At 43.3% G+C, this 22,341-nt stretch carries 17 protein-coding genes and 2 tRNA genes; 3 read left to right on the plus strand and 16 right to left on the minus strand.

Annotated elements, in window-relative coordinates; translation table 11 throughout:
* Window positions 1-2: 2 nt before the first annotated feature.
* The 4 genes from NQX30_07330 to pip all read right to left on the minus strand — a co-directional run bounded on the left by NQX30_07330 (window position 3) and on the right by pip (window position 5,941).
* Window positions 3-2,894: a tetratricopeptide repeat protein gene (locus NQX30_07330; protein MDM5148168.1), complete on the minus strand. Its 2,892-nt coding sequence runs from the start codon at window positions 2,892-2,894 to the stop codon at window positions 3-5.
* A 109-nt stretch (window positions 2,895-3,003) separates the two neighbouring features.
* Window positions 3,004-4,257 (minus strand): glycolate oxidase subunit GlcF, encoded by a 1,254-nt coding sequence (glcF, locus tag NQX30_07335; GenBank protein MDM5148169.1) that lies wholly within the window; start codon window positions 4,255-4,257, stop codon window positions 3,004-3,006.
* 53 nt (window positions 4,258-4,310) lie between these two features.
* Entirely contained in the window at window positions 4,311-4,937 is a 627-nt protein-coding gene (gene coq7, locus NQX30_07340) for a 2-polyprenyl-3-methyl-6-methoxy-1,4-benzoquinone monooxygenase (GenBank protein ID MDM5148170.1), read from the minus strand.
* A 62-nt stretch (window positions 4,938-4,999) separates the two neighbouring features.
* A complete protein-coding gene (pip, locus tag NQX30_07345) occupies window positions 5,000-5,941 on the minus strand; it encodes a prolyl aminopeptidase (GenBank protein ID MDM5148171.1) in 942 nt (313 codons plus the stop codon).
* Between the two features lie 30 nt (window positions 5,942-5,971).
* Between pip and pyrF the strand changes: the two genes are divergently transcribed.
* Together pyrF and NQX30_07355 are read left to right on the plus strand one after the other, a co-directional pair.
* On the plus strand, window positions 5,972-6,697 hold the full coding sequence (gene pyrF / locus NQX30_07350; protein ID MDM5148172.1) for an orotidine-5'-phosphate decarboxylase: 726 nt from the start codon (window positions 5,972-5,974) through the stop codon (window positions 6,695-6,697).
* Window positions 6,698-6,743: 46 nt separating this feature from the next.
* Window positions 6,744-6,834: transfer RNA gene (locus NQX30_07355), tRNA-Ser, on the plus strand.
* Window positions 6,835-7,672: 838 nt separating this feature from the next.
* On the opposite strand, the gene NQX30_07360 is transcribed toward NQX30_07355, so the two are convergent.
* From NQX30_07360 to NQX30_07395, 8 genes are all read right to left on the minus strand, one after another.
* The gene (locus NQX30_07360; GenBank protein ID MDM5148173.1) at window positions 7,673-8,488 is read right to left on the minus strand and encodes an alpha/beta hydrolase; all 816 of its coding nucleotides are present in this window, start codon (window positions 8,486-8,488) and stop codon (window positions 7,673-7,675) included.
* 264 nt (window positions 8,489-8,752) lie between these two features.
* Window positions 8,753-10,279: an ABC transporter permease subunit gene (locus NQX30_07365; protein ID MDM5148174.1), complete on the minus strand. Its 1,527-nt coding sequence runs from the start codon at window positions 10,277-10,279 to the stop codon at window positions 8,753-8,755.
* A 5-nt stretch (window positions 10,280-10,284) separates the two neighbouring features.
* Window positions 10,285-11,343 (minus strand): ATP-binding cassette domain-containing protein, encoded by a 1,059-nt coding sequence (locus NQX30_07370; GenBank protein ID MDM5148175.1) that lies wholly within the window; start codon window positions 11,341-11,343, stop codon window positions 10,285-10,287.
* Between the two features lie 75 nt (window positions 11,344-11,418).
* Complete coding sequence (locus tag NQX30_07375; protein MDM5148176.1) at window positions 11,419-12,378, minus strand: glycine/betaine ABC transporter substrate-binding protein; 960 nt, start codon at window positions 12,376-12,378, stop codon at window positions 11,419-11,421.
* A gap of 48 nt (window positions 12,379-12,426) precedes the next feature.
* Window positions 12,427-13,422: a D-cysteine desulfhydrase gene (locus NQX30_07380; protein MDM5148177.1), complete on the minus strand. Its 996-nt coding sequence runs from the start codon at window positions 13,420-13,422 to the stop codon at window positions 12,427-12,429.
* 594 nt (window positions 13,423-14,016) lie between these two features.
* Window positions 14,017-14,511 carry a DUF3387 domain-containing protein gene (locus NQX30_07385; GenBank protein ID MDM5148178.1) on the minus strand — a complete coding sequence of 165 codons (495 nt, stop codon included), beginning with the start codon at window positions 14,509-14,511 and terminating at the stop codon, window positions 14,017-14,019.
* Window positions 14,512-14,549: 38 nt separating this feature from the next.
* The gene (locus NQX30_07390) at window positions 14,550-14,795 is read right to left on the minus strand and encodes a DUF3387 domain-containing protein (protein ID MDM5148179.1); all 246 of its coding nucleotides are present in this window, start codon (window positions 14,793-14,795) and stop codon (window positions 14,550-14,552) included.
* A gap of 723 nt (window positions 14,796-15,518) precedes the next feature.
* Window positions 15,519-15,594 (minus strand) — tRNA-Ile (locus NQX30_07395).
* Window positions 15,595-15,665: 71 nt separating this feature from the next.
* Between NQX30_07395 and dnaE the strand changes: the two genes are divergently transcribed.
* On the plus strand, window positions 15,666-19,037 hold the full coding sequence (dnaE, locus tag NQX30_07400) for a DNA polymerase III subunit alpha (protein MDM5148180.1): 3,372 nt from the start codon (window positions 15,666-15,668) through the stop codon (window positions 19,035-19,037).
* Here dnaE and NQX30_07405 read toward each other — a convergent pair.
* From NQX30_07405 to NQX30_07420, 4 genes are all read right to left on the minus strand, one after another.
* A complete protein-coding gene (locus NQX30_07405; protein ID MDM5148181.1) occupies window positions 19,021-19,305 on the minus strand; it encodes a DUF721 domain-containing protein in 285 nt (94 codons plus the stop codon). The two genes, dnaE and NQX30_07405, sit on opposite strands and share 17 nt — an antisense overlap.
* A 96-nt stretch (window positions 19,306-19,401) precedes the next feature.
* A complete protein-coding gene (locus NQX30_07410; protein MDM5148182.1) occupies window positions 19,402-20,811 on the minus strand; it encodes an NAD(P)(+) transhydrogenase (Re/Si-specific) subunit beta in 1,410 nt (469 codons plus the stop codon).
* A complete protein-coding gene (locus tag NQX30_07415) occupies window positions 20,808-21,149 on the minus strand; it encodes a proton-translocating transhydrogenase family protein (protein MDM5148183.1) in 342 nt (113 codons plus the stop codon). The genes NQX30_07410 and NQX30_07415 overlap by 4 nt, the downstream gene beginning before the upstream one ends.
* Entirely contained in the window at window positions 21,146-22,279 is a 1,134-nt protein-coding gene (locus NQX30_07420; protein MDM5148184.1) for a Re/Si-specific NAD(P)(+) transhydrogenase subunit alpha, read from the minus strand. The genes NQX30_07415 and NQX30_07420 overlap by 4 nt, the downstream gene beginning before the upstream one ends.
* Window positions 22,280-22,341: the final 62 nt, after the last annotated feature.

Raw genomic sequence — 22,341 nt, forward strand, 5'->3', positions numbered from 1 at the left:
TTTTAACTCCCGTCAATTAGTTGGGCCAACACTGCATTATTTTCCTTTGCAGCTAACATATCAAAGGCGGTTTGTTTTTTGTATAATGCTTTGTAAATGGGTGCGTACAGCGGCGTAGCGCGCGCAGCCTGGCGCAATACCGCAATGCTACTTGAGGTATCTTTTGCTCTGGAATGAGCGTCAGCAAGTGAAATATAAGAGGGGATGTCAAGAGGAAAAAATGCGATGGTTTCCTGCAAGTAAGTAATAGCCGCATCAATATCTTCGTTGCTGACTAAGGCATCACCGGCTAAGCGGCGGTATAGTGGTGTTTTAGGGAATGTTTCCGCTAATTGCTGATAGATAGCAAACGCCTGTTCGTATTTATTTAGAAACATAAAATTCTTAGCTAGATAAAAAAGCGCATCATTTTCATTTTCCACTTTTAGGGCAAGGGCTTGTTTAATATCAGCGACGCTGTCGGCATATTTCCGTAGCGCCAGAAAAAAAGTGCCGCGCTGAAAATGCAATAATGCCTTTTGTTCATTTGTTTTCGTTGCGGCCAATAGTTGCTGGAACCCGGCTATTACTGTGCTGGAGTTACTATCGTTTTGTAGTGCGGCAGCAATGGATTGAGACAATTTCGCATCAGGTGGGGACAGTACACGATAAGATTCAACGGACATTTTTTCACCCTTAAGTGCATGACGGATGTTATCAATAGCGGCGGTGGTTTTTGCGGCTAATTCATGCAAATTTTGCGAGTCCTGAAGTGTGGCAACGATTTCTAGTAAATTAACATCCGCTGGTTTCCAAACGGTGGCGGCTTGTAACATGGACAAAGCTTCAGCAGGATTACCCAAAGCTACCATGGCCAAGCCAGCGTGATATTGTGTGTCATACAGCAGCGATTCGGATGCTGCTTTTTTGGCTAGCAAGTATGCGGCTGCAGGATCATTTTCTGTTTGTAGCTGTGCTAGCATGGCGCGCCCGGCGGGCGGCAACGAATCAGCGGCAGATAGTAATTCACGCAATAGAGTCGTATTTGTGTCAAATAGCACCGGAGCTGCGCGCATCGCTGCTTCAGCTTGATTTGATGAATTTTCAGTAGCAGTAATGCCTTGTTCAAATGCCGCTAATGCCCCAATTTTGTTCTTTTCTTGATGGAGGATAAGTGCTTCTAGAACGCTGGATTGTAGTAAGTAACTTTCTTGCTCTGACAGTGTGTTGAGATGTTCTTTAGCGCCATTAATATCGCCAACTGCCAGCGCTACCAAACCTAGTTGATAGTCAACTCGCCCGTCTTTATGTGTGCGTTTTTGAGCTTCTTGTAATACATTGCGCGCGCGCATGTAAAGTCCAGTATCATATAGCAAATCAACATAGTGCAACAGCGAGTCAAAATTGTTTGCGAGGTCTTGCTCTGTTGGTTGTAACAAGTATATAGCGGTGTCGTAATCGCCATTGGCAATACTATGAGCGGCAAGCGCGTTACGTTTGCTGAGGTCGTGTTCGGGCACTGCCTGCGCCAGAGAAGAAATGTCTTCTTGGCCATTTTTTATTTCTAACAGTAGTTTTAGCAAATGTGTTTGGTCTGCAGTAATGTTGGCAATTGTTTTCACATCCGCTAGAGCGCGACCCCAATTGCCAAGCATCATGTGTAATGCGGCGCGATTACTACGGGCGATGGCGTTGTCATGCTCTAGATTAATCGCTTGGTCTAACAGCGCTAGTGCGCTTATTGCGCCCGCAATCGTGGGTTGTGAGCTAAAAATGCTGTTGGCGGCATTGATAAATCCCGTTGCTGATTTGGGAAACGTCTTCGTTAAAGATTGAAATGCTATCGCTGCTTCCTCAGTTTTTCCTATCAACGCTAAGCGCAATCCGACCAAACTGGCCGCAGCGGGAGAATTTTTTAATGTGCTTTCTGAAAACTGCGATATTTCTACCTGTGCTTCATTAAAATCTTCTTCTTCAAGAAGTAGTCGCGTGTAGTGTACGGCAATAATATTGCTGGGCGTTAATTTTTCGGTAACATTACTATCTCGCAACGACTCGTAAGCATTAATATAAAAATCAGCACCTATGGCGACCCCAAAAGCATTTTTCAATCGCCAGCGCAACACGGTATCTATATCGGGCGAAGGGGTGCCGTAATCACGCTTAAATTTGAGATTAGCCTCAACACGCTTATGTACAGCATAAATGGCAGCAACGTCAGTGTCAGGATCGCTACGCAAGACATCGTCAGCCTGTAAGAAATCTTCACGAGCTTGTCGAACTTCACCTTGTTCAGCTAGCATAATCCCACGCAATAACCGCCCGCCAGCATGTCCCGGATTCATTACAATCAGTGTATTTAGCGCTTCCAGTGCTTTGTTAGAAGGTGCTACGAGCAATGCGTAATTAAAGAGAAAGTCCGGATTGGTTGAGTAATCCTGAGTTTGAGTAATTTTCTCCATTGCCGAAACGGCATAGCCATGGTTGCCAGTTTTTATAGCAGCCCGCGCTGCGTAAAATAAAGCTTCGGTGTCGTCCGAGTTATCGGCAAGATACTTTTGAAATTGCCCAAGCGCGGTAGCGTAATCTCCTTTGTCAAAAGTGCTGAAGGCGTCGCTGCGTTGAATAAGCGATTGAATATTAGGTAATATAATGACCGCCAATAGCAATATAACACCGCTGGCAATGGTAATTGTTTTGTTTTTGCTTATTTTGTTTAGTGAAGGGAGCGACGTCGCTATTGTTTTTATTTTGCTTTTTTGTATTTTGTCTTTAATAGATTGAACAAAATTCTCAATTAGCGCAATAAAATCAACGCGAGCTTTAACTTCCGGAATATCTGGTTGAACTGTACGCGCCAAATGACTCAAATCTGCGCGTTTGTCTTTGTCAGATGATACTTTTTCTTCAACCATATGCTATTTCTCTTATCACATAATAGGAAGTCGTTTTTATGACATCTCGCCGTAAATGCCAAAAAAATTACTTATAGTTCCCTTAAACTTTGATATTATACTACTAGAATTAATCACACACTTTGATTGATGCACTAGGGGCGTTCTTTTTGCATGTTTTGGTTAAATTTACAACAATTAGTTCAGCTAGTAATTCCAGCCAGTGCATTGTCGGTAAGCCGCCGCTAGTCAAAAAAAGCTGACAGCCGATATTGGCCGTAACCGTACGTTGACCATCGCAGGCGGTCAAGTTGCGTATTTTATCTGCGCGCAGCCGCTTTGCTCGGCTTGGCTGTAGTAAAGAGTAAGTGCCGGCAGAGCCGCAGCACTGGGTTTTATTTGTCGGTAGCGTAATGTCGTAGCCTGCGGCGCTTAATAATGCTTCCACGCGTCCGCCCAAATCTAGGGCATTTTGCATGGTGCATGGTGAATGATAAGCGATTTTTTTATTTGTTGGTGGGTATAGTTTTGTTTGCAATACGGGCCATTCTTGTTCCAGTAGTTCAATAATATTGAGTGTTTTTTTAGTTACCAGTGCTGCTTCAGGAGTATTGAGTTGATGTGCGTATTCTCGTACCATAACATCGCAGCCGCTGGCGGTCATGATTACCGCTTCTGCTTCTCCTGAACGCAACAGTGTTGCCCAAGCTGCTACGTTGCGGCGCATGTCCGCTTGTGCTGCTTCTTGCTGATTTAGATGAAATCGCAAGGCACCACAGCAACCAGTATTTGGTGGATTGATTACGCCAATACCGATGGCGCCAAGCACGTCCACTAGCGCGGCGTGAGTTTGCGCAGACAAGGCACTTTCGGCACAGCCGGCGAGCATGATGACGTTGCGTGAATGTCGCACTGGGTGTGGCAGGCGGCGGCGTTCAAAGTGGGCGCGCCAGCTAGTGGGCAACGCAAATCGTCCCATTGTTGCTATTGCAGCCATCATGTTTAGCAGGCGAGGATTGCTCAAAACGGTACCGACTAACCGTCGTAGCCATACGGATGCTTGAGTTCGTGCGGGTTCGGCAGCGTGACGGCCAATGTCGAGTAATTCACCATAACGCACACCGGATGGGCAGGCGGTTTCGCACGCACGGCAAGTTAGGCAACGGTCTAAATGTTTTAGTGTTATTGCCGACGGTGCCCCTTGTGCTAGCATTTCGTTGATGAGGTAAATTCGTCCGCGTGGGCTGTCGCGCTCATCGCCGTCTAGAGCATATGTGGGGCAAACCGCACAGCACATGCCGCAGTGTACGCAGCTGCGAATAATATCGCGTGCTTGTCCGGCGGCTTTCTCATCAATAAAATCGGGTGAAATATTACTTTGCACGTTTTTTGCTGAATGGGTGCTAGCGCATGGCGGTTGAGGTGTTCCGCACGTGCTTACATCCAATAGCTGCTACGCGTCATCAACCGACCAAACAAGTGCATTGCTCCTTTAACTGGAGGTGGAAGGTCAACGCCACCCATTGATATCGCGTTGCTGGCATGTTGCTGTTCGTCAACATCCATTTGTTCTACAATACGGCGGCTTTTTTCGTCATTTGCCGGCAATTTTTGCAAATGACTTTGCAAATGTGCTGATACTTGCTGTTCAGTTTCGGCCACAAACCCCAACGATACTTTATCCGACACTAGAGCGGCGGCGGCGCCAATGGCAAAAGAACCACCGTACCACAGTGGATTGAGGAAGCTTTGCCGCCCGCCTAATTCATGAATACGTTGTGCTGTCCACGCCAAGTGATCAATTTCTTCGTCGGCGGCTTCTTGTAGCGCATTCGTTATTTTCTGATCACGAGAAAATAACGCCTGTCCTTGATATAACGCCTGTGCGCAAACTTCACCACAATGATTGACGCGCATTAATGCCGCTGCGTGGCGTCGCTCGGCATCACTCATATCTGTTTCCGATGCTTCATCCGCTGGCGTTGGGCGCTTCGCGGTAATTGGTGTAAAAATTGTTTTTAGGCCGTTGCCCACAATGTCAAATAAGCGATTTTTTAATGTCATGCGTTTGTCACCATTGAAAGTTTGCAATTAAGATAAAGAATCCTATCATGAATTTCCCGTCGTCAGCGGCAAAAGTTGTCAGTTGCTTCGGTGATTGCAGTGGCAATACCCGGTTCATTGGCGGCATGACCGGCATCATTCACAAGTATGAGCTTGGCTTGAGACCAGCGGCGCGACAGTTCCCATGCGGTTTTTGCTGGCGTTATTACGTCATAGCGCCCCTGCACAATCACTCCGGGAATGGTAGCTAATTTGTATGCATTGTCCAGTAGTTGCCCGTCGTGGGAAAAAAAGCCGGCGTTAACAAAATAATGGCTTTCTATACGCGCAAAAGCCAAGGCAAAATCTGTATCAGAAAAATCTTCAACCCGTGTTGGATTGGGCGAAAAAGATAGTGTTGCCGCTTCCCATCGGCTCCAAGCACGAGCACAGACAATCTTTATTTTTTCGTCATCGCCAGTTAATCGGCGGTGATAGGCGCTGATGATATCGCCGCGCTCTGCCGGTGGGATGGGTGCGATAAATTCCTCCCACAAATCTGGAAATAGCCAATTTGCCCCTTCTTGATAAAACCACAGCAATTCACGGCGACGCAGGGTGAATATGCCGCGCACAATTATTTCACTGACTGCCCTTGGATGCGTTTGCGCATACGCCAGTGCCAAGCTGCTACCCCAAGAGCCACCACAAACCAGCCATTTGTCAATTTTCAAATAATGGCGCAATATTTCTATATCGGCGACTAAATCCCAAGTGGTGTTTTCACGTAATTCGGCGTGCGGTGTTGAGTGTCCACAACCGCGCTGGTCAAACAATACTATCCGATAGCGTTGCGGGTTAAAAAATTCTGCCATAGAAGGGCTACTGCCAGCTCCTGGACCACCATGTAAATATACCGCCGGCTTGCCTTTTGGATTACCATATTCGGAAAACGCGAGCGTGTGCAATGAGGATACGGGTAAAGTTCCAACATTAAACGGTTTGCCGGCAGGATAAACACTCACACGCCGATTATAAAGGCGTTGCCTTGGGTAATGCTAAAATGTCTGTCTATGCATATTCCCGCTTCAAGCAGGTTGATTGTGGCGCTGGATGTGCCTAGTGCCAATGATGCTTTGTCATTAGTAGACGCTATTGGCGATGCCGCCGATTTTTACAAAGTTGGGTTGGAATTATTTGCGGCGGGCGATGGGCATACGTTGGTGGAGGCACTAAAAAAACGCGGGTTGCGCGTTTTTGTGGATTTGAAACTATTTGATGTGCCGGAAACGGTAGCGCGGGCAACGGCGCAAGTTGCCGCACTTGGCGCCGACTTTCTCACCGTACACGGCAATGACGCTATTATGCAGGCAGCTGCTGATGCTAGGAGCACCCAATTAAAAATTCTCGCTGTAACTGCGCTAACTAGTTTAGACAGTGGAGACTTGCGAGATTTGGGTTTTTCTTGCGATGTGCGCGAATTGGTGTTGTCGCGCGCGCAACGGGCATTGAAACTTGGTTGTGACGGCGTAGTGTCGTCTGGCTTAGAAGTAGCAGCTTTGCGGCGGACATGTGGCAGTGATTTGGTTGTGGTCACTCCTGGAGTGCGACCGCTTACTAATCGCCCGCCGGATGACCAAAAGCGCGTTGCCACACCAACGCAAATTATCCGCGATGGCGGTGATTATCTGGTGGTGGGACGTCCGATTCGTGATGCCGCAAATCCTCGCGATGCAGCACTGGCGATACAAAAAGAAATTGCCGCTTCCTTGTCTGCGTAGTGTCTGATTTTGTACAATACACTTTCTTTACTGAAGTGCTATCTATGGAGAGATGGCCGAGTGGTTGAAGGCGCACGCCTGGAACGCGTGTATGTGGCAAAACTGCATCGTGGGTTCGAATCCCACTCTCTCCGCCAACTAAAACTGAAGATATTTCAGTGACTTACATAACAGGCAATTGTCCCACCAACAGTGGGATGCTAATTCTCAGATATCTTTTCAGACGGCTCAATCTGAGAAAGTTTGCTCAAAATAATTTAAGTGTCTCAAAGTGCTTTTTTGCCAGTGACTAGATGTACTATTTAATCACCCAAATTTGATAACTCAAGTTGAAACAATGGTAAAGCCAAACTGCATAACTGATAATGTCGGTCGGGAATCGATGTCGTTTATATGTATTCATCTACCAATCCTATCAAATTCAGGCAATTAAATTGGCGATACCCTTACGAAGGCTATTGGCGAAAAGTTATCTGTAAACCCAAAAAAATATTTAATCCCTTTAGCTGGAAACAAGGCGGGGCTTTATAAATTCAGAGTAGGGGATTGTAGGCTTTTATGTTCAAAAGATGATGAGAGGCTTCATATTTTGGTCGTTAAAGTGAAACGTAGGCGAGAAGTATCTAGAGCGTAATGTATCTTTTATAAAACAAAGGCACGCCCTATGTAAACGTGCTTAATATCAGCTTTGTTTTTTGAAATACGCTACCAACCACCACCACCACCAGAATAGCGAGTAATAAAGGGTAGTAGAGCGCTAAGTCTTCAATATGAAGTATTGATATTACTATTACTATGGATATGATATGAATTTTTGAGATAGATATTTTTAGAAGAGATAAAGAAGCAATCCCATATAAAATTTAAAAATCTTGACCTGCTATGGAAAGTATAAATTCTAGACAGAATAATTGAATATTTATGTTTTCAATGGTTTTTTTAAATTAGACTAAGGTTTCATGATGATTATTGTAACTAAATATTTAACTTGACAATGCCGGATTGAGGACGGGAGGCTAAAAACGCAAGAACGATTTCTGCAAAACTACTAGGGTCTTCTATGTGCGCGTTGTGTGCAGTGTTAGCAATTTCTTTATAATTCGCATTTGGTAGATTTGCCCTCAAAAAACTTATGCTTTTGGGGGTATAGGTGCGGTCATATTGTGCTCCGATGATGAGTATTTTTGCCGTTATCTTTTGCAATAAATATGTGATGTTGAAATGCTGCATCGCTTGTATTGCATTGAGCGCACTTTGCAAGCTAACATGCTCACTGCATTGCAGAACGCTTTCAAAATTAGGGTCTGACTTTCCTTGTATAAACCAAGTAGAAACAATATCCGCTTTGGCTGATTGGTAATTATTTTGCAGTCGTACCTTACTTTGTTCAAAGCTTTCAAAACGTTCTCCCAAATCACCGCTGCTATTAGTGGCATATGCGATCAATTTTAGTAGTTGGGGAGTATGTTGATTGTTATCTTCTGCTGTCAAAACTCCACATTGCAAGGCAACCATACCTCCCATAGAGTGCCCTAATAGATAGTAATGACTTAATCCACAATTTGCTATGGTCTCTAAAACATCTAATGCCATGTCTTTTATGTTATTACACGCACTGTATTCAGCGCTATCGCCAAATCCTGCCAAATCAATGGTAATGATTGGATGGTGTTTTTCAAATACTGTTATATTGTTAGAATAGAATGAGCCAGCGCATAAAAAGCCATGCACCATAACCAATGGTGGGCCATCTAGATTATTAGGGTTGTAAATTTTATATTGTAAGATCATCTTTAGGAATAAATATTGCGTGCCCGTTTTCTTGTGGGATCAAAAAATGGCATTGATTGAACTGTGCTTGGTGAATCCATTTAATACAGAAAATAAAATGATTCCAGTACCGTGTATTTTAATTAAAGTATCATTTGCTAATTGCAACCAAAGTGCATCACCTTTATTAACGGTATGCTGGTTATTGGGATTGAATCTAGGGTAATTTAATCTCTTTGTATTCAGTCCATTATTTACAGGTAAGTGGAGGCAAGACACTGTAAGTTAATTGTTTTTACCTTGAATGATTCTATTAAGTATCATGGCGCAAAATAAGATAGCAAACCCTGCTAAAATCCCCTGCCCAACGTTGGCGTATTGCAATGCTTCTAATACGTCTTCTCCCAACCCTTTTGCACCAATCAATGAAGCGACTACTACCATTGCCAAGCTCAACATAACTGTTTGATTGATGCCCGCAAAAATAGAAGGCGCAGCAAGCGGTAAATCTACCTTAGACAGCAAGTACCACTTATTGGCTCCAAATGCAATGGCAGCTTCTCGGATTGACTCTGGCACCCCTCGCATTCCAAGAACTGTCAAACGTACTACTGGTGTTCCGCCAAAAATCATCGTGATAATAATTGCAGCAGGTTTTCCAACACTAAATAATGCAATCACTGGAATCATAAAAACAAAAGAAGGCATTGTTTGCATAAAGTCCATAATGGGGCTAATGAAGTTATAAAACCGCTCTCTTCTGGCGCTAAAAACACCCAAAGGCACGCCAATGCTGATACTGATGCAAGCAGCAGTTCCTAACAAGGCAAGAGTTGTCATAGCTTTTTCCCAAAACTCAAACACCCCCATAAATAAAAGCGATAAGGCTGCAAAAACAGCCCCTTTAATACCAGCAGTAAGCCCTGTTAAAAGTATAATAAAGCTTGCAACAATTGGCCAAGGGGTATTGACAAACAACACTTCCAAATAATCTAAGAAGATACGAATAGTTTGAGAAATACCATAAAAAATGGATGAAGAGGACGAGGTCAGCCACTCAAAGAAACTCACAATGAAGTTAATGGCTTCAAGGCGATAAGCTGGGTTAGTCGGAAATTGCCTGAGATCAATAATTGATGCACCAAAGCCATAGTGAATAACTCCAATTGAAAATATAAAGCAAACAAATAAAACACTCAAAATAATATTACTGGTCTTCACGCCTGATTTGATGCTGCGGTCGGATAACCATTGAGAAAATCTTTTTTCCAATAGGCGATTGGCAATTGTTCCTTGAACGAATTTAGCCAACAATAAAACAGCCAGTCCTAATAAAGCGAACCAAATCGCAAGGTCTTCTTGCACTTGAATTTCTCGATGGATGTTGCTTATCTCATTTTTTAATGAAGTAATCCAACTTTCAATAGCAGCTACTTTTTCACTGCCTTTTTCAATTGCAACTTGTAATTGTCGCTCTCTTAAATTAATTGTGCCTTCAATACTCTCAATTCGTTGAGCATAAGATTGTGAAAAATCACCCAAGACGTTACGCACAATTTGAATAACTGCAAACGTTTCAACGATCACAAAAGGTAATCCCCATTTCCACAACCCACGCATGCCAAACCAAATTGGGCCAAGCAAAAAAGCAATAAAATTAAAACTCCAAATAAAAGATGTACTATCGCCTAAACGAGCAAACTCTCGACGGTAATATGCGTTATTGGTTCCTGTAAACTTATCCATCAAGACTAAGCGCTCTTCATGGTTTTGTTGTTGTTTGGATTTTTTGCCGGGTGATTGATTATTCATGTGTATCATCCTCCATCTATAACTGCTTTAAGCAAGTCTTGATATTGAATGACACCTTTCGGCTTATTTTGTTTATCAACTATAACTATCGGTTTTTCAGTATCTATTGCTGACTGTATCAAATCACTAAGAGGAGTATCTTCTGCATAAGTGGGATAATCATCACTATTAATCTGTCCATATTTATTTTCAAAAACAATTAATTTGGTCATAACCGAATGCGCTCGAACAACTTTTAACCTTGAAATACCCGCCACAAAGTCAGATACGTACTCATCAACAGGGTGCAATACAATGTTTTCAGGTGTGTCTTCTTGCACAATTCGACCATCACGCATAATCGCAATGCGGTCACCAATGCGCACAGCCTCATCCAAATCATGGGTGATAAAAAGCGTCGTTTTATTCATTTTGACAGATAATTCCATAAATTGCTTTTGTAATTGATTACGAATTAAAGGATCCAAAGCACTAAAAGGTTCATCCATTAATAAAATATCTGGGTCTGCTGCCAAAGCCCGCGCCAATCCGACTCGCTGCTGCATTCCTCCAGATAGTTCATTAGCAAATTTATTGCCCCAGCCATCCAAATTCACAAGGTGTAAATTACGTTCGGCAATTTCTAAACACTTATTCTTATTCACTCCTCTAATTTCTAAAGATAAAGAAATATTATCTAAAACTGAACGATGTGGCATAAGACCAAAATGTTGAAACACCATGGCAATATGATTATTGCGAAAACGTTGTAATTCCTTATCCTCAAAAGACATAATGTCAACGCCATTAATTAGTACCTCGCCATAAGTTGGCTCTAATAAACGGTTAATATGTCTTACTAACGTTGACTTGCCACTCCCAGAAAGTCCCATAATACAATAGATTTGTCCTGGTTTTACCGTAAAGCTGACATCCGCAACACCAACTACACAATCATATTGTTCTAAAACTTGTTTTTTTGAAATGCCTTGTTCTAAAACAGCTTTGAATGCTGCTTTATGATTTTTCCCAAATAATTTCCATACTTTGGAAACTTCAATAGCAAATTCACTCTCTTTTTTCATGCGCAATAGCTTTAAGAGTTTAGCCTCTACTTTCAAGCAGAGGCTAAGCTTTTCTGCACACTCAATAAATAAAAATTATAAACCTAACCAGCCATCAACTCGCTTACTATTATCTTTAATCCACTCGGTTACTACCTCACTGGCATCGCGTTTTTCGCCTGCGATTTGGAAGGCAAAATAACTGACATCCTCTGATGTTAATTGCATATTTTGCAAAAAGTCGTAAATGATAGGAGAGCGGTTTTCCAAAGATTTAGAAAATGCTACTTGAACTTGTTTCAAGGCATCTTCAGTCATTACTTTAGATTTTTCATACCAATCTGGGGAATCAGAAGGTTGAAGCATGACATATTTAGCAGGATCATACTTTGGTTCAGATAATCTTACAACATCGTATAAGAACCAAATAGCATGAGGCGAATAGCAATAAAAAGCATAACCTTTGCCTTTGGCTATTGTGTCACCAACGGTTGCCTGCATTACACTTTGTTCAGCTTTCACTGGCTCCATGAAAGGAAGCAAACCATAATCGCGAACTTTAACGCTATTGACATTGGCAGATGCCCAGCCTGGAGCTCCAACCCAAATCTCACCTTTTCCATTGCCATCGTTATCCATTAATTTCGCGATTTCAGGGCGTGCTAAATCAAAAATAGACTTTACATTATGTTTTTCTGAAAATTTACGCGAAACGCAAAAACTCTGTTTTCCCACATAATTTTTTGAACTCAATGCAACTCGCTTGGTGCCATCAACATACTTTTTAGTAAAACTTTGTTGATTCGGCAACCATACATCAGGGTGAACATCAATAGCACCTTTACCAGCATCCATGGCTTGAAAAATGCTAGCATTATTCCCCGGAACTAAATTAGCAGTACCACCAATTTTTGTCTCAACTACTGCTTTAATTAAATGAGCAATAGCTTTTGCTCCCACCCAAGCAGGTTCGCCAATGTTCACCTTTTCAGCAGCCATTGACCCTGAGCTAATAAAAGTGCTCATCAATAAGCACGATAATAATATTTTTTTCATAATACTCTCCTTTGAAATGCAAAAAACCACTAAAAATAAATCAGTCCATTACTCCAAGTTATGTCTATAGCCAAATAATGCTTGCGCACCTCCAGTATGGATAAACACAACGTTTTCGTTACGGTGAAATACACCCTTGCGAATCAAGTCTATCAAACCAGCCATCCCCTTACCCGAATAAACAGGATCCAATAATATGCCCTCTAGCTGAGCTGTCATTTGAATGGCTTCCAAAGTGCTATCAGCTGGAATGCCGTAACCTTCACCCACATAATCGCAATTTGCCTGCACTTCTTCTGGTGTAATTGCGGTTCTAAATCCCAACATTTGAGCGGTATCCTGTGCCAATGCTAAAACATTGGCTTCTTGAATGTCTCTAGGCATTCGTACACCAATACCCAAAACTGAAGTCGTGGCATTCATGCCATGAATACCAGTAACCAATCCGGCTTGAGTGCCACTAGAGCCTGTTGCATGAATGATATGATCCACATGAAGATTCTGTTCATTAGTTTGCGCTATAAGTTCAAGAGCACAATTGACATAACCTAAAGCTCCAATGGTATTTGATCCGCCACCAGGGATAATATAAGGGTTTTTGCCCTCAACACGCAATTTCTCAGCAACAGATTCCATGGCAGCATTCATATCCGTACCACTTGGATGGCGTGATATGTGTGTATTAAACATCTTAGTAAGTAAGACATTACCATTATGGTTATAGTCATTATCTTTACTATCAATTCGTTCTTCAAACAAAGCATAAGATGCCATTCCCAGCTTGGCAGCAATAGCAACCGATTGACGAACATGATTTGATTGAACCGCCCCCTGAGTGATAATAACATCGGCTTTCTTTTTGACTGCATCAGCCATTAAAAACTCTAGTTTTCGTGTTTTATTGCCACCACCAGCAAGACCTGTGCAATCATCCCGCTTAATCCAAATACGCGGACCGCCTAAAGCCTTAGACAAAGCCGACATTAGCTCTAACTGTGTTGGCAAATGTGAAAAAAGCAATCTTGGGAAACGGGTTAAGTTCATAATAAATTTAAAAAACATATCTCACTAAGAGAGAGGTTTGATTGTAGCAAAATTCAGTTCAGAAAAAATAATTCTAGCCAAGTAATTATGAATACACCATTTCATTATTTCAAAGCAGAGCTGCCCATAATCAAATACGCCATTATGCTCTATATCCGCTACCTTCTATCATTTAGATAGGACGAAGAGTTGTTGTATGAAAGAGGGATTGATGTAACGCATGAATCTATTCGCTACTGGGTTATAAAATTTGGATAACGTATTGGTTCTTCAATCAAACAAAAGCGTACAGGGCAATGCTCTAATTGGCGTTAGCATTTAGATGAAGTGTTTGTGAAAATCAAGGGAGCTCAACATTATTTATGGCGAGCAGTTGACCATGAGGGTGAGATGCTAGAAATATTTGTATCAGAAAACGTGATAAATAAGCCGCCTTAAAGTCCATAAAAAATATGATGAAATATTGAAGGTCTAATCAGATTGTCACAGATAAATTTCCATCTAGAGATAACCGATGTGTTTTGTAGATTGGCGATCGGCTTGTTTTATTAACTAATATTTATTTCGCTTAAAATTTTCAGCTTGCTCAAAAATTTATTTATAGACTTCATCTTTATCCATAGGTGGGTAGTCCCACTTATCTAATAAGAGAGTCAAATCAAACTGCAACCCTGCCTTAATGTCCTCGCGTTTGTTCCAGTCAGTATAGATAGCTTTATCGTCAATAATTTTTTTGACTTCGCTAGAGAGTCCAATCAATTTATCTTCTAGATAGGTAAAATCATATTTATGAGTTAAAGGAAGCAAGGTATCATAAAATGCTTTTTCCTCAAAACTAATTTCCATCTCTTTATACGATGACATTTCGTCTTCAAGTTTTTTGTACAAATTGATGATTTCATCTGAAAAATCATTGATTACTTCGCTTCTCAATACATCTTTTTCATTACGCTCATTGTATTTTTTAAATAAAGCATTCATCTGCTTAGAAAAATCTATGCCCTTAACTTTATTAATTTTATTTAACTCACCAATTGCATTAGCCATCATTTGTTGAAGTAATTGAAGTTTCGTATGAGGTTGTTTAATAGCGGCTACCTTTGCAAGATAGTCGGGATTAAAAATATCTATCTACTTTGATCTTTTCCAAGTTTGAATATCTCTTCAACACCATCGCTCATTAATGCTTGGTTAACTAAATCACGTACTTTACGATTCATTTGTTCTGCATCGGGTGTGCCGTTAGTAGTTATTTTAAATACAATATTGCGGACTGCTAAATAATAATAAATTTTATTTTTATGAGCTTGAGCTAATTTATCATTTCCTACGCAAATATCGTAAGCAAGTTTAAGTTGTTTGGTTAAGTCCATAAAAGCCTTTTCAAATTTTTTTGTTCTAATCGCAAAGTTAGCCGAATAACGTAAGCAGTTTAGTTATTCAAGTGGTGTGCCCTTGTAATAAGAAGTTGAATCAAATTCATGAAATAAGCTATCCAATAGGTGCAAATGATTTTTTACCACGATTACTGATTGTTCAATATCTTCTAGATTTTGATTTAGCCCATTAGTATATTGTGATAATGCAAGGTTCATTTACTTTTTGATGCCGATATAGTCTACGACTAATCCCTTTTCTTTTGTCTCAAACTTTCTATTTACTCTAGAAATAGCTTGGATAAGATTGTGTTTTTTGCCACTGTATTTTATCCTGCTTCAATAAGAGGTATCACTTGCGAATTTTTGCCCAAATTGTTAATTCATTAATCTGAAAACGTAGACTTTTAAGAATGAAAAAATAGGTTATGTGATTGTACCACTTGCTGGTTTGACGTTAAGTTGAGATAATCCGCCGTTTTTTTACTGACTTTGTGTACGAGTGTCAGCTGTCAATGTTAGTTTGTGCTTCTCAAGTCATAATGCTTTACGATATTGCAAAGCTTTGATATATTTACTGTTTATTGATGGTTAAAAAGCAGGTGTCTTACTGCAATATTTTTAAGAATATGGTTGATATTCTGATTTTTTGAAGATACCGCTACCGTTTTGTCGTCGCCCCTTACGAGCGCGGATATTACCCACCGTTTTCTGAATAGTTGGTGGGTCAGGTTGGATTTGAACCAACGACCCCACGCTTATCAAGCGTGTGCTCTAACCGCTGAGCTACAGACCCGCAAATACAAAAATTATGCAAATTATACACACCTAATAAGGCTGTCCGGTGACAGTATAATTAGGTGACGAATGAGCAGGAAGAGCGATTTTATCCACTTGCGGGTGTATAGCGAGTATTCTATGAACGATGGCGCCGCCCGACTTGGTGCAGTTGTCGCTCGTGCTGCCGAACTTAACATGCCGGCACTGGGGCTTGCCGACATGGGTAATATGTTTGGTGCCGTTAAATTTTTCAATGCGTGTCGTCAGCACGGCGTCAAGCCGATTATTGGGTGCGAAGTAACTGTAAATGACGGCGATAGCAATTTCGCTGTGCCATTGTTTTGTATGAACGCTGTCGGTTACAAAAATCTCAGCCGACTGCTCACCCGTGCCTATGACAAAGAAGAGGGTGGCAGTGGTGTTTTGCACGTTTCATGGCTGGAAAATACTGACATCACCACTGGGCTTATTGCCTTGTCGGGAGGAGCGCGTGGCGATATCGGGCGCAAGCTGTTAGAAGGGCAGCAGGATGCGGCTTTGGCAGCGGCGCGATGTTGGGCGGCGCGGTTTCCTGAGCGTTTTTATGTGGAAGTCTGGCGCACGACCGACGATGATCCACTAGCAGCGGCGTTATCGGTATTGGCTGCAAAGGTAGGCCTGCCGGTCGTAGCTACGCATCCTGTGCAATGCGTCCGTGCTGAAGAAACACAAATGCTAGAAGTGCGTCGCTGTATTGCTCACAACTGGCAGCTCAATGATGAGGCGCGAGGGAAACCTTTTTCCGATAAGCCTTATTTACTTAGTCCCGCCGACATGCAACAGCGTTTTGCTGATATGCCCGAGGCGCTGGCTAATAGCGTTGAAATTGCTCGGCGGTGTAATTTTTCTTATCATTTGGGTGAGCACTTTTTGCCACGGCTGGAGCAACTAGAGGGAGAAAATCCGGCAGATGCACTGATGCGATTGTCAACAGAAGGGCTGCTGCTACGTTTGCAAAGCGATACTATTCCTGATGAATATGAGAAGCGGCTGGCACACGAAATCGGCGTTATTAATTCAATGGGATTTGCTGATTATTATCTTATCGTTTCTGATTTTGTCGGCTGGGCAAAGCAAGAAAGTATTCCCGTTGGTCCCGGGCGGGGTTCGGGTGCGGGCTCGCTTGCTGCATATGCGTTGGGAATTACCGATTTGGATCCCATTTTTTATGGTTTGTTGTTTGAGCGCTTTTTAAATCCGGAGCGCGTATCTATGCCTGATTTTGATATTGATTTTTGCATTGACGGGCGCGACCGTGTTATTCGCTATGTCATGGAAAAATATGGAGTTGATCGTGTGGCGCAGATTGTTACTTTTGGACAAATTGGTGCGCGTGGTGCTGTGCGCGACGTTGGCAGAGTGCTGGGTTATCCATATGGATTTAGTGATCGTATTGCTCGTCTCATCCCCTTTGCGCCAGATATGACTCTAAAACGTGCAGTTAAAGAATCACCACCATTGGCAGAAGAAATTAACAATGATGAAGAAGTAGCACACCTGTACGAGTTGTCGCAGCAGGTAGAAGGATTGCCACGTAACATCGGAACTCACGCCGGCGGAGTGCTCATTGCACCCGCTCCCATCGTAGATTTTTGTCCGTTGTACGCTGCTGCCGATACAGGTAGTGCTGTCAGCCAACTAGACATGAATGACATTGAAAAAGTTGGCTTGGTGAAATTTGATTTTTTGGGATTAAAAACGCTTACCATTATTGATAAAGCAGAAAAACTGATTCGCAATAGTGGTTTGGGGGCGCCAGATTTTTCGCTAGAAAAAATATTAACGGATGACGTGAAGGCGTACGATTTGTATGCTCGTGGTGATACGCTGGGAGTTTTTCAGTGTGAGTCACGTGGTATGAGAAGCCTCATGCGACGACTTAAGCCCGATCGCTTTGGCGATATTGTCGCTCTGATGGCTTTGTTCCGACCCGGTCCGCTCGATTCTGGAATGGCGGATGATTACATTCGGCGTAAAAATGGCGAGTCAGATGTTACATACCCACATACCGTACTAGAAGACGCATTGCGCGAGACATATGGCGTTTTTGTCTATCAGGAACAAGTGATGGAAGCAGCCCGGTTATTGTCCGGGTATTCGTTGGGCGAAGCCGATTTGTTGCGGCGTGCTATTGGCAAGAAAAAAGCAGATGAAATGGCCGCCCAGCGGCAGCGTTTTGTTGAAGGCGCCAAAGATAAGCTGGCTGAGGGCAAATCGTCGGCATTGTTTGATCAGATTCAATCTTTTGCTGATTATGCGTTTAACAAATCTCATGCTGCTGCCTACGCGTTGCTGTCCTATCGTACTGCATATCTTAAGGCGCATTATCCGGCAGCATTTTATGCCGCTGTTATGAGTGCTGATGCTGGCGATACCGAGCGACTTAAAATATTAACCAATAGCGCTCGTAATGTGGATATTGTAGTGCTACCGCCCGACATCAATACCGGTGGGCGCGATTTTTTCACACCAGATGCGAGACATATTGCTTACAGTCTACAAGCCATCAAAGGTGTGGGTGGTGGAGTGGTAGACGAAATTGAACGCGCTCGTGGCAACAAGCCATTCGCTAATTTGTTTGATTGTTGTCGGCGCTTGCACGGTACTCGCCAAATCACCCAGGCGGCACTAGAAAATTTGATTTGTGCTGGTGCTTTTGACAGCTTGCATGATAATCGTGCCGCTGTGCTCGATTCTTTGCCGGCAGCGTTGGAAGAAGCCGCTCGTGGTGGTATGGGATTGTTTGGCGATACTGGTAATGCTCTTATTGACAGAGGGAAGTGGGGCGCATACGAAACGCTTGCAAATGAACTAAAAGCGTTGGGGTTTGCATTAACAGGATCTTTTTATACGTTGTATCAGGATTTTTTGCGAGATGTACCTCTCCAGCCACCGCGGTTGTCTGAAGTTAACGCAAAATCATCATCTTGTCGCATTGCCGGTGTGTATAACGGTACGATGACGCCTGCCAAAATGCGACGTGGCGGACGTGAAATTATTATTTTGCAAGATGATAGTGCCGCCGCTTTTGAAGTGGTGGTGGATGCGGTAATGCTGAAAAAAATGGGAAAACTAGAAGAGCAACAAGCGTTGTTGATTGTAGAAGGTAATGTAAGCAACGGTATGCATAACGCGGCACCGAGAGTATTTGCTGATCGTCTTTACACAAGGGATGATTTTGTTATTGAACGTGCACGTCGTTTAGTATTATCTTGTACTGCCGATACGCCAGTGGAAAAATTGCACGAAGAACTTAATTTTGCACAAGACGCAGCTGGGCACTGTGAGATTATTTTAAATTATGCAGACCAAACGCTGCGTTGCGCCATATCATTGGGTGACAAATGGAGTCCGAGCGAAAAATTGTGTAATCGGTTGCGCGAGATGACACCAAATATCAAAGTTAAGGTTGAATATTGATTCGAGTTTTTTCAATATGAGGGAATTCACTACTGACTATACGAGTGACGGAAGGTAACATTTGTCGTAACCGTGCGGCATCAGCAGTGCTAGCAGCAACAAGACACAGCTCGCTACTGGCAAAAGAAAACACTCGGCAACGCAATCCCTCACCGCCAGCAAAGACAATAGCGCGTTGAACTGCTTGTTCAAGTTGTGATAGCGTATCCGCTTGACGCCGATATTGCGTGAAGACATTGTCGGCGAGAATGTCGCTGATTTTTTTCATAATAGGAATAAAATATCTTTTTCGTAGATGCCTGTAAGGTATTCAGGATTTATTGTACGCAAATAATTGCGCTAGCTAAATAATGAATTATGGTTTTTATAATGCCCGAATAATTTGTTCGCACATTTTTTTTGCGTCGCCAAATAGCATCATGGTGTTATCGCGAAAGAAAATATCATTTTCTACGCCGGCGTAGCCGCCGCCTAGCGAGCGCTTGATAACCATAACGGTTTTAGCATTTCCTACCTCCAAAATCGGCATGCCATATATTGGGCTTGAAGGATCAGTCTTGGCTGCTGGATTGGTAGTGTCATTAGCACCGATAAGAAAGGCGACGTCAGCACGCGCAAAATCATTATTAATTTCTTCTAATTCAAAGACCTCATCATAAGGCACATTGGCTTCGGCTAACAGTACATTCATGTGACCAGGCATGCGTCCGGCAACCGGATGAATAGCATAACTCACAGAGATACCTTCTTTTTTGAGCAAATCTGCCATTTCACGCAGAGCGTGTTGCGCCTGGGCTACCGCCATGCCGTAGCCCGGTACGACAATGATACGTTCGGCGTTGCGCATGATAAACGCGGCATCGTCGGCGCTACCGGTTTTGACGGGGCGCGCTTCTCCATCGCTTGTGTTGCCGCTGCCGGTTGCCGTGTCACTGCCAAAACCACCTAACAATACATTGATAATTGAACGGTTCATACCTTTACACATAATATATGAGAGGATAGCGCCGCTGGCGCCTACTAGCGCGCCGGTGATAACTAATCCGATATTACCTAACGTAAAACCGATGCCGCAAGCTGCCCAGCCGGAGTAAGAATTAAGCATAGACACTACTACCGGCATGTCAGCGCCGCCAATAGGAATGATGAGTAAGACGCCCAATAACAACGATAACAAGATAAGTGAGATAAATGCAGTTGGTGATTGTGTTATGCAAAACCATATCAATAAAGCAATCAATACACATGCCATTAGGGCATTAAATTTGTGCTGGCCTACAAAAATTGTCGGTGATGAGCCGGCAATGCCTTGCAATTTCGTGAACGCCACTACCGATCCAGTGAAAGTAATAGCGCCGACGATGACGCCAATTCCCATTTCTAGTAAGCTAATGGTGCCGATGTCTCCAGTAGCACTACTAATGCCGTAAGCGACGGGATTGAAAAAGGCGGCTGAAGCGACCAACACGGCTGCCAAACCCACTAGAGAATGAAATGCTGCAACCAGTTGCGGTAGTGCTGTCATTTGAATGCGAATCGCTAATAGTGCGCCAACAAGGCCGCCTGCGAGAGCCGTAATGAGAATGCCAGTCAATGAAAACTTATCGGCGTCGGTTGCCACTATGGTTAAGGTAGTAATAATGGCAATAGCCATGCCGATCATGCCGATGATGTTGCCGCGTCGTGCAGTTTCTGGTGATGACAAGCTCCGCAGTGACATGATAAAACACACACCGGCTAACAAATACAAAAAACTGGCTCCTTGTGCCGTCATGTATTATCCTTTTTACGGAACATTGTTAGCATTCGTTGGGTTACGATAAACCCACCAACAATGTTGATGCCGGCGAGAAAAATAGCGGCATAACCAAATAATTTGGATAAATTAAATTCGCCGGCAGGGGCGGCGGCGATGAGTGCGCCGACAATAATAACCGATGAAATAGCGTTTGTTACGCCCATTAACGGCGAGTGCAAAGCTGGCGTGACGCTCCACACTACATAGTAGCCGACAAAACAGGCGAGAACGAATACGGTGAATAAAAACAACAGTGATGGTTGTCCGCTTTGTATCGCTTGCGTCGCCGCAACGGTAACTGTAATCGTGTTCATCTTGCGCCCTTTGGAACTCGCCAAAAACCGTCTTTGGCCACCATGGTAGCGTTAATGATTTCGTCTTCGGTGTCAAAATTTAGCGTGTCGTCTGTCGTAATAAGATTAATAAAAGCAAGGATGTTACGCGCATATAGATGGCTGGCGGCATTAGCCAAGCGTGACGGAACATTAACATTTCCGACAATGGTGACGCCGTTGTCGGTAACTATTGTTTGCCCGCGTACACAAAGTTCGCAATTGCCACCGGTTTCTGCTGCCAAATCTATAATTACTGTACCGCGCTTCATAGAGTTCACCATGCCTGCGCTAATCAGTTTGGGCGCGGGACGTCCGGGAATTAGCGCGGTGGTGATGACAATATCTTGTTTGATAATTGTTTCGGCAATTAGTTGTTGCTGCTTTTGTTGATATGCCGCCGACATTTCTTTGGCATAGCCGCCGGCAGTTTGTGCTTGTTTAAACTCTTCATCTTCAACGGCGACAAAACGGGCACCTAGTGATTCAACTTCTTCTTTGGTGCTGGGGCGTACATCCGTTGCCCACACTATCGCACCCAGTCGCCGTGCCGTAGCAATAGCTTGTAAGCCGGCGACGCCGACACCCATGATAAATACGCGTGCTGCGGGTACCGTTCCGGCTGCAGTCATCATCATTGGCAATGAGCGGTCGTAATGTGCTGCGGCATCCAATACCGCTTTATAACCGGATAAATTAGCCTGAGAGGATAGAACGTCCATTGTTTGTGCGCGGGTAATGCGCGGTAGTCGCTCCAGTGCGAACAAAGTCACGCCCGCCTGTGTAAGTGTTTGTGCAGTGGCAGCGGCGCCTTCTCCGTCTAGCCGACAAATGAGTGTTTGCCCGGCGGTAAACAGTGTAGTTTGAGCATCTGTGGGAGAGGCAATTTTAAGCACCAATTGAGCGCCATTAATTGCCTCAGCGGCAGTAGCCATCATATTTGCCCCTGCAGTTTCATAATCGGTATCGGAAAAACCGGCAGTAAAGCCGGCGCCGCGCTCCACCCGCACTACATGATTTTGTTTCGTCAATTTGCTGACGGTTTCCGGCGTCGCGGCAACCCGCCGTTCACCGGCGTCGCATTCTTTAATAACGGTAAAAACAAGTGGCATAAAGGGCAAAGTTCTGATTATAATGATTTGTTGTATTACTGTACAGCAACAAACGAGGCAAA

It is taken from the genome of Candidatus Persebacteraceae bacterium Df01 (assembly GCA_030386295.1).
GTDB lineage: Bacteria > Pseudomonadota > Gammaproteobacteria > Tethybacterales > Persebacteraceae > Doriopsillibacter > Doriopsillibacter californiensis.

What these genes read in the sequence shown, in the direction of transcription:
- NQX30_07330 (MDM5148168.1), bottom strand. Translation starts at nt 2,894, where the DNA reads ATGGTTGAAGAAAAAGTATCATCTGACAAAGACAAACGCGCAGATTTG.
- coq7 (MDM5148170.1), bottom strand. Translation starts at nt 4,937, where the DNA reads ATGACATTAAAAAATCGCTTATTTGACATTGTGGGCAACGGCCTAAAA.
- pyrF (MDM5148172.1), top strand. Translation starts at nt 5,972, where the DNA reads ATGCTAAAATGTCTGTCTATGCATATTCCCGCTTCAAGCAGGTTGATT.
- NQX30_07360 (MDM5148173.1), bottom strand. Translation starts at nt 8,488, where the DNA reads ATGATCTTACAATATAAAATTTACAACCCTAATAATCTAGATGGCCCA.
- NQX30_07365 (MDM5148174.1), bottom strand. Translation starts at nt 10,279, where the DNA reads ATGAATAATCAATCACCCGGCAAAAAATCCAAACAACAACAAAACCAT.
- NQX30_07370 (MDM5148175.1), bottom strand. Translation starts at nt 11,343, where the DNA reads ATGAAAAAAGAGAGTGAATTTGCTATTGAAGTTTCCAAAGTATGGAAA.
- NQX30_07375 (MDM5148176.1), bottom strand. Translation starts at nt 12,378, where the DNA reads ATGAAAAAAATATTATTATCGTGCTTATTGATGAGCACTTTTATTAGC.
- NQX30_07380 (MDM5148177.1), bottom strand. Translation starts at nt 13,422, where the DNA reads ATGAACTTAACCCGTTTCCCAAGATTGCTTTTTTCACATTTGCCAACA.
- NQX30_07390 (MDM5148179.1), bottom strand. Translation starts at nt 14,795, where the DNA reads ATGGACTTAACCAAACAACTTAAACTTGCTTACGATATTTGCGTAGGA.
- dnaE (MDM5148180.1), top strand. Translation starts at nt 15,666, where the DNA reads ATGAGCAGGAAGAGCGATTTTATCCACTTGCGGGTGTATAGCGAGTAT.
- NQX30_07405 (MDM5148181.1), bottom strand. Translation starts at nt 19,305, where the DNA reads ATGAAAAAAATCAGCGACATTCTCGCCGACAATGTCTTCACGCAATAT.
- NQX30_07410 (MDM5148182.1), bottom strand. Translation starts at nt 20,811, where the DNA reads ATGACGGCACAAGGAGCCAGTTTTTTGTATTTGTTAGCCGGTGTGTGT.
- NQX30_07415 (MDM5148183.1), bottom strand. Translation starts at nt 21,149, where the DNA reads ATGAACACGATTACAGTTACCGTTGCGGCGACGCAAGCGATACAAAGC.
- NQX30_07420 (MDM5148184.1), bottom strand. Translation starts at nt 22,279, where the DNA reads ATGCCACTTGTTTTTACCGTTATTAAAGAATGCGACGCCGGTGAACGG.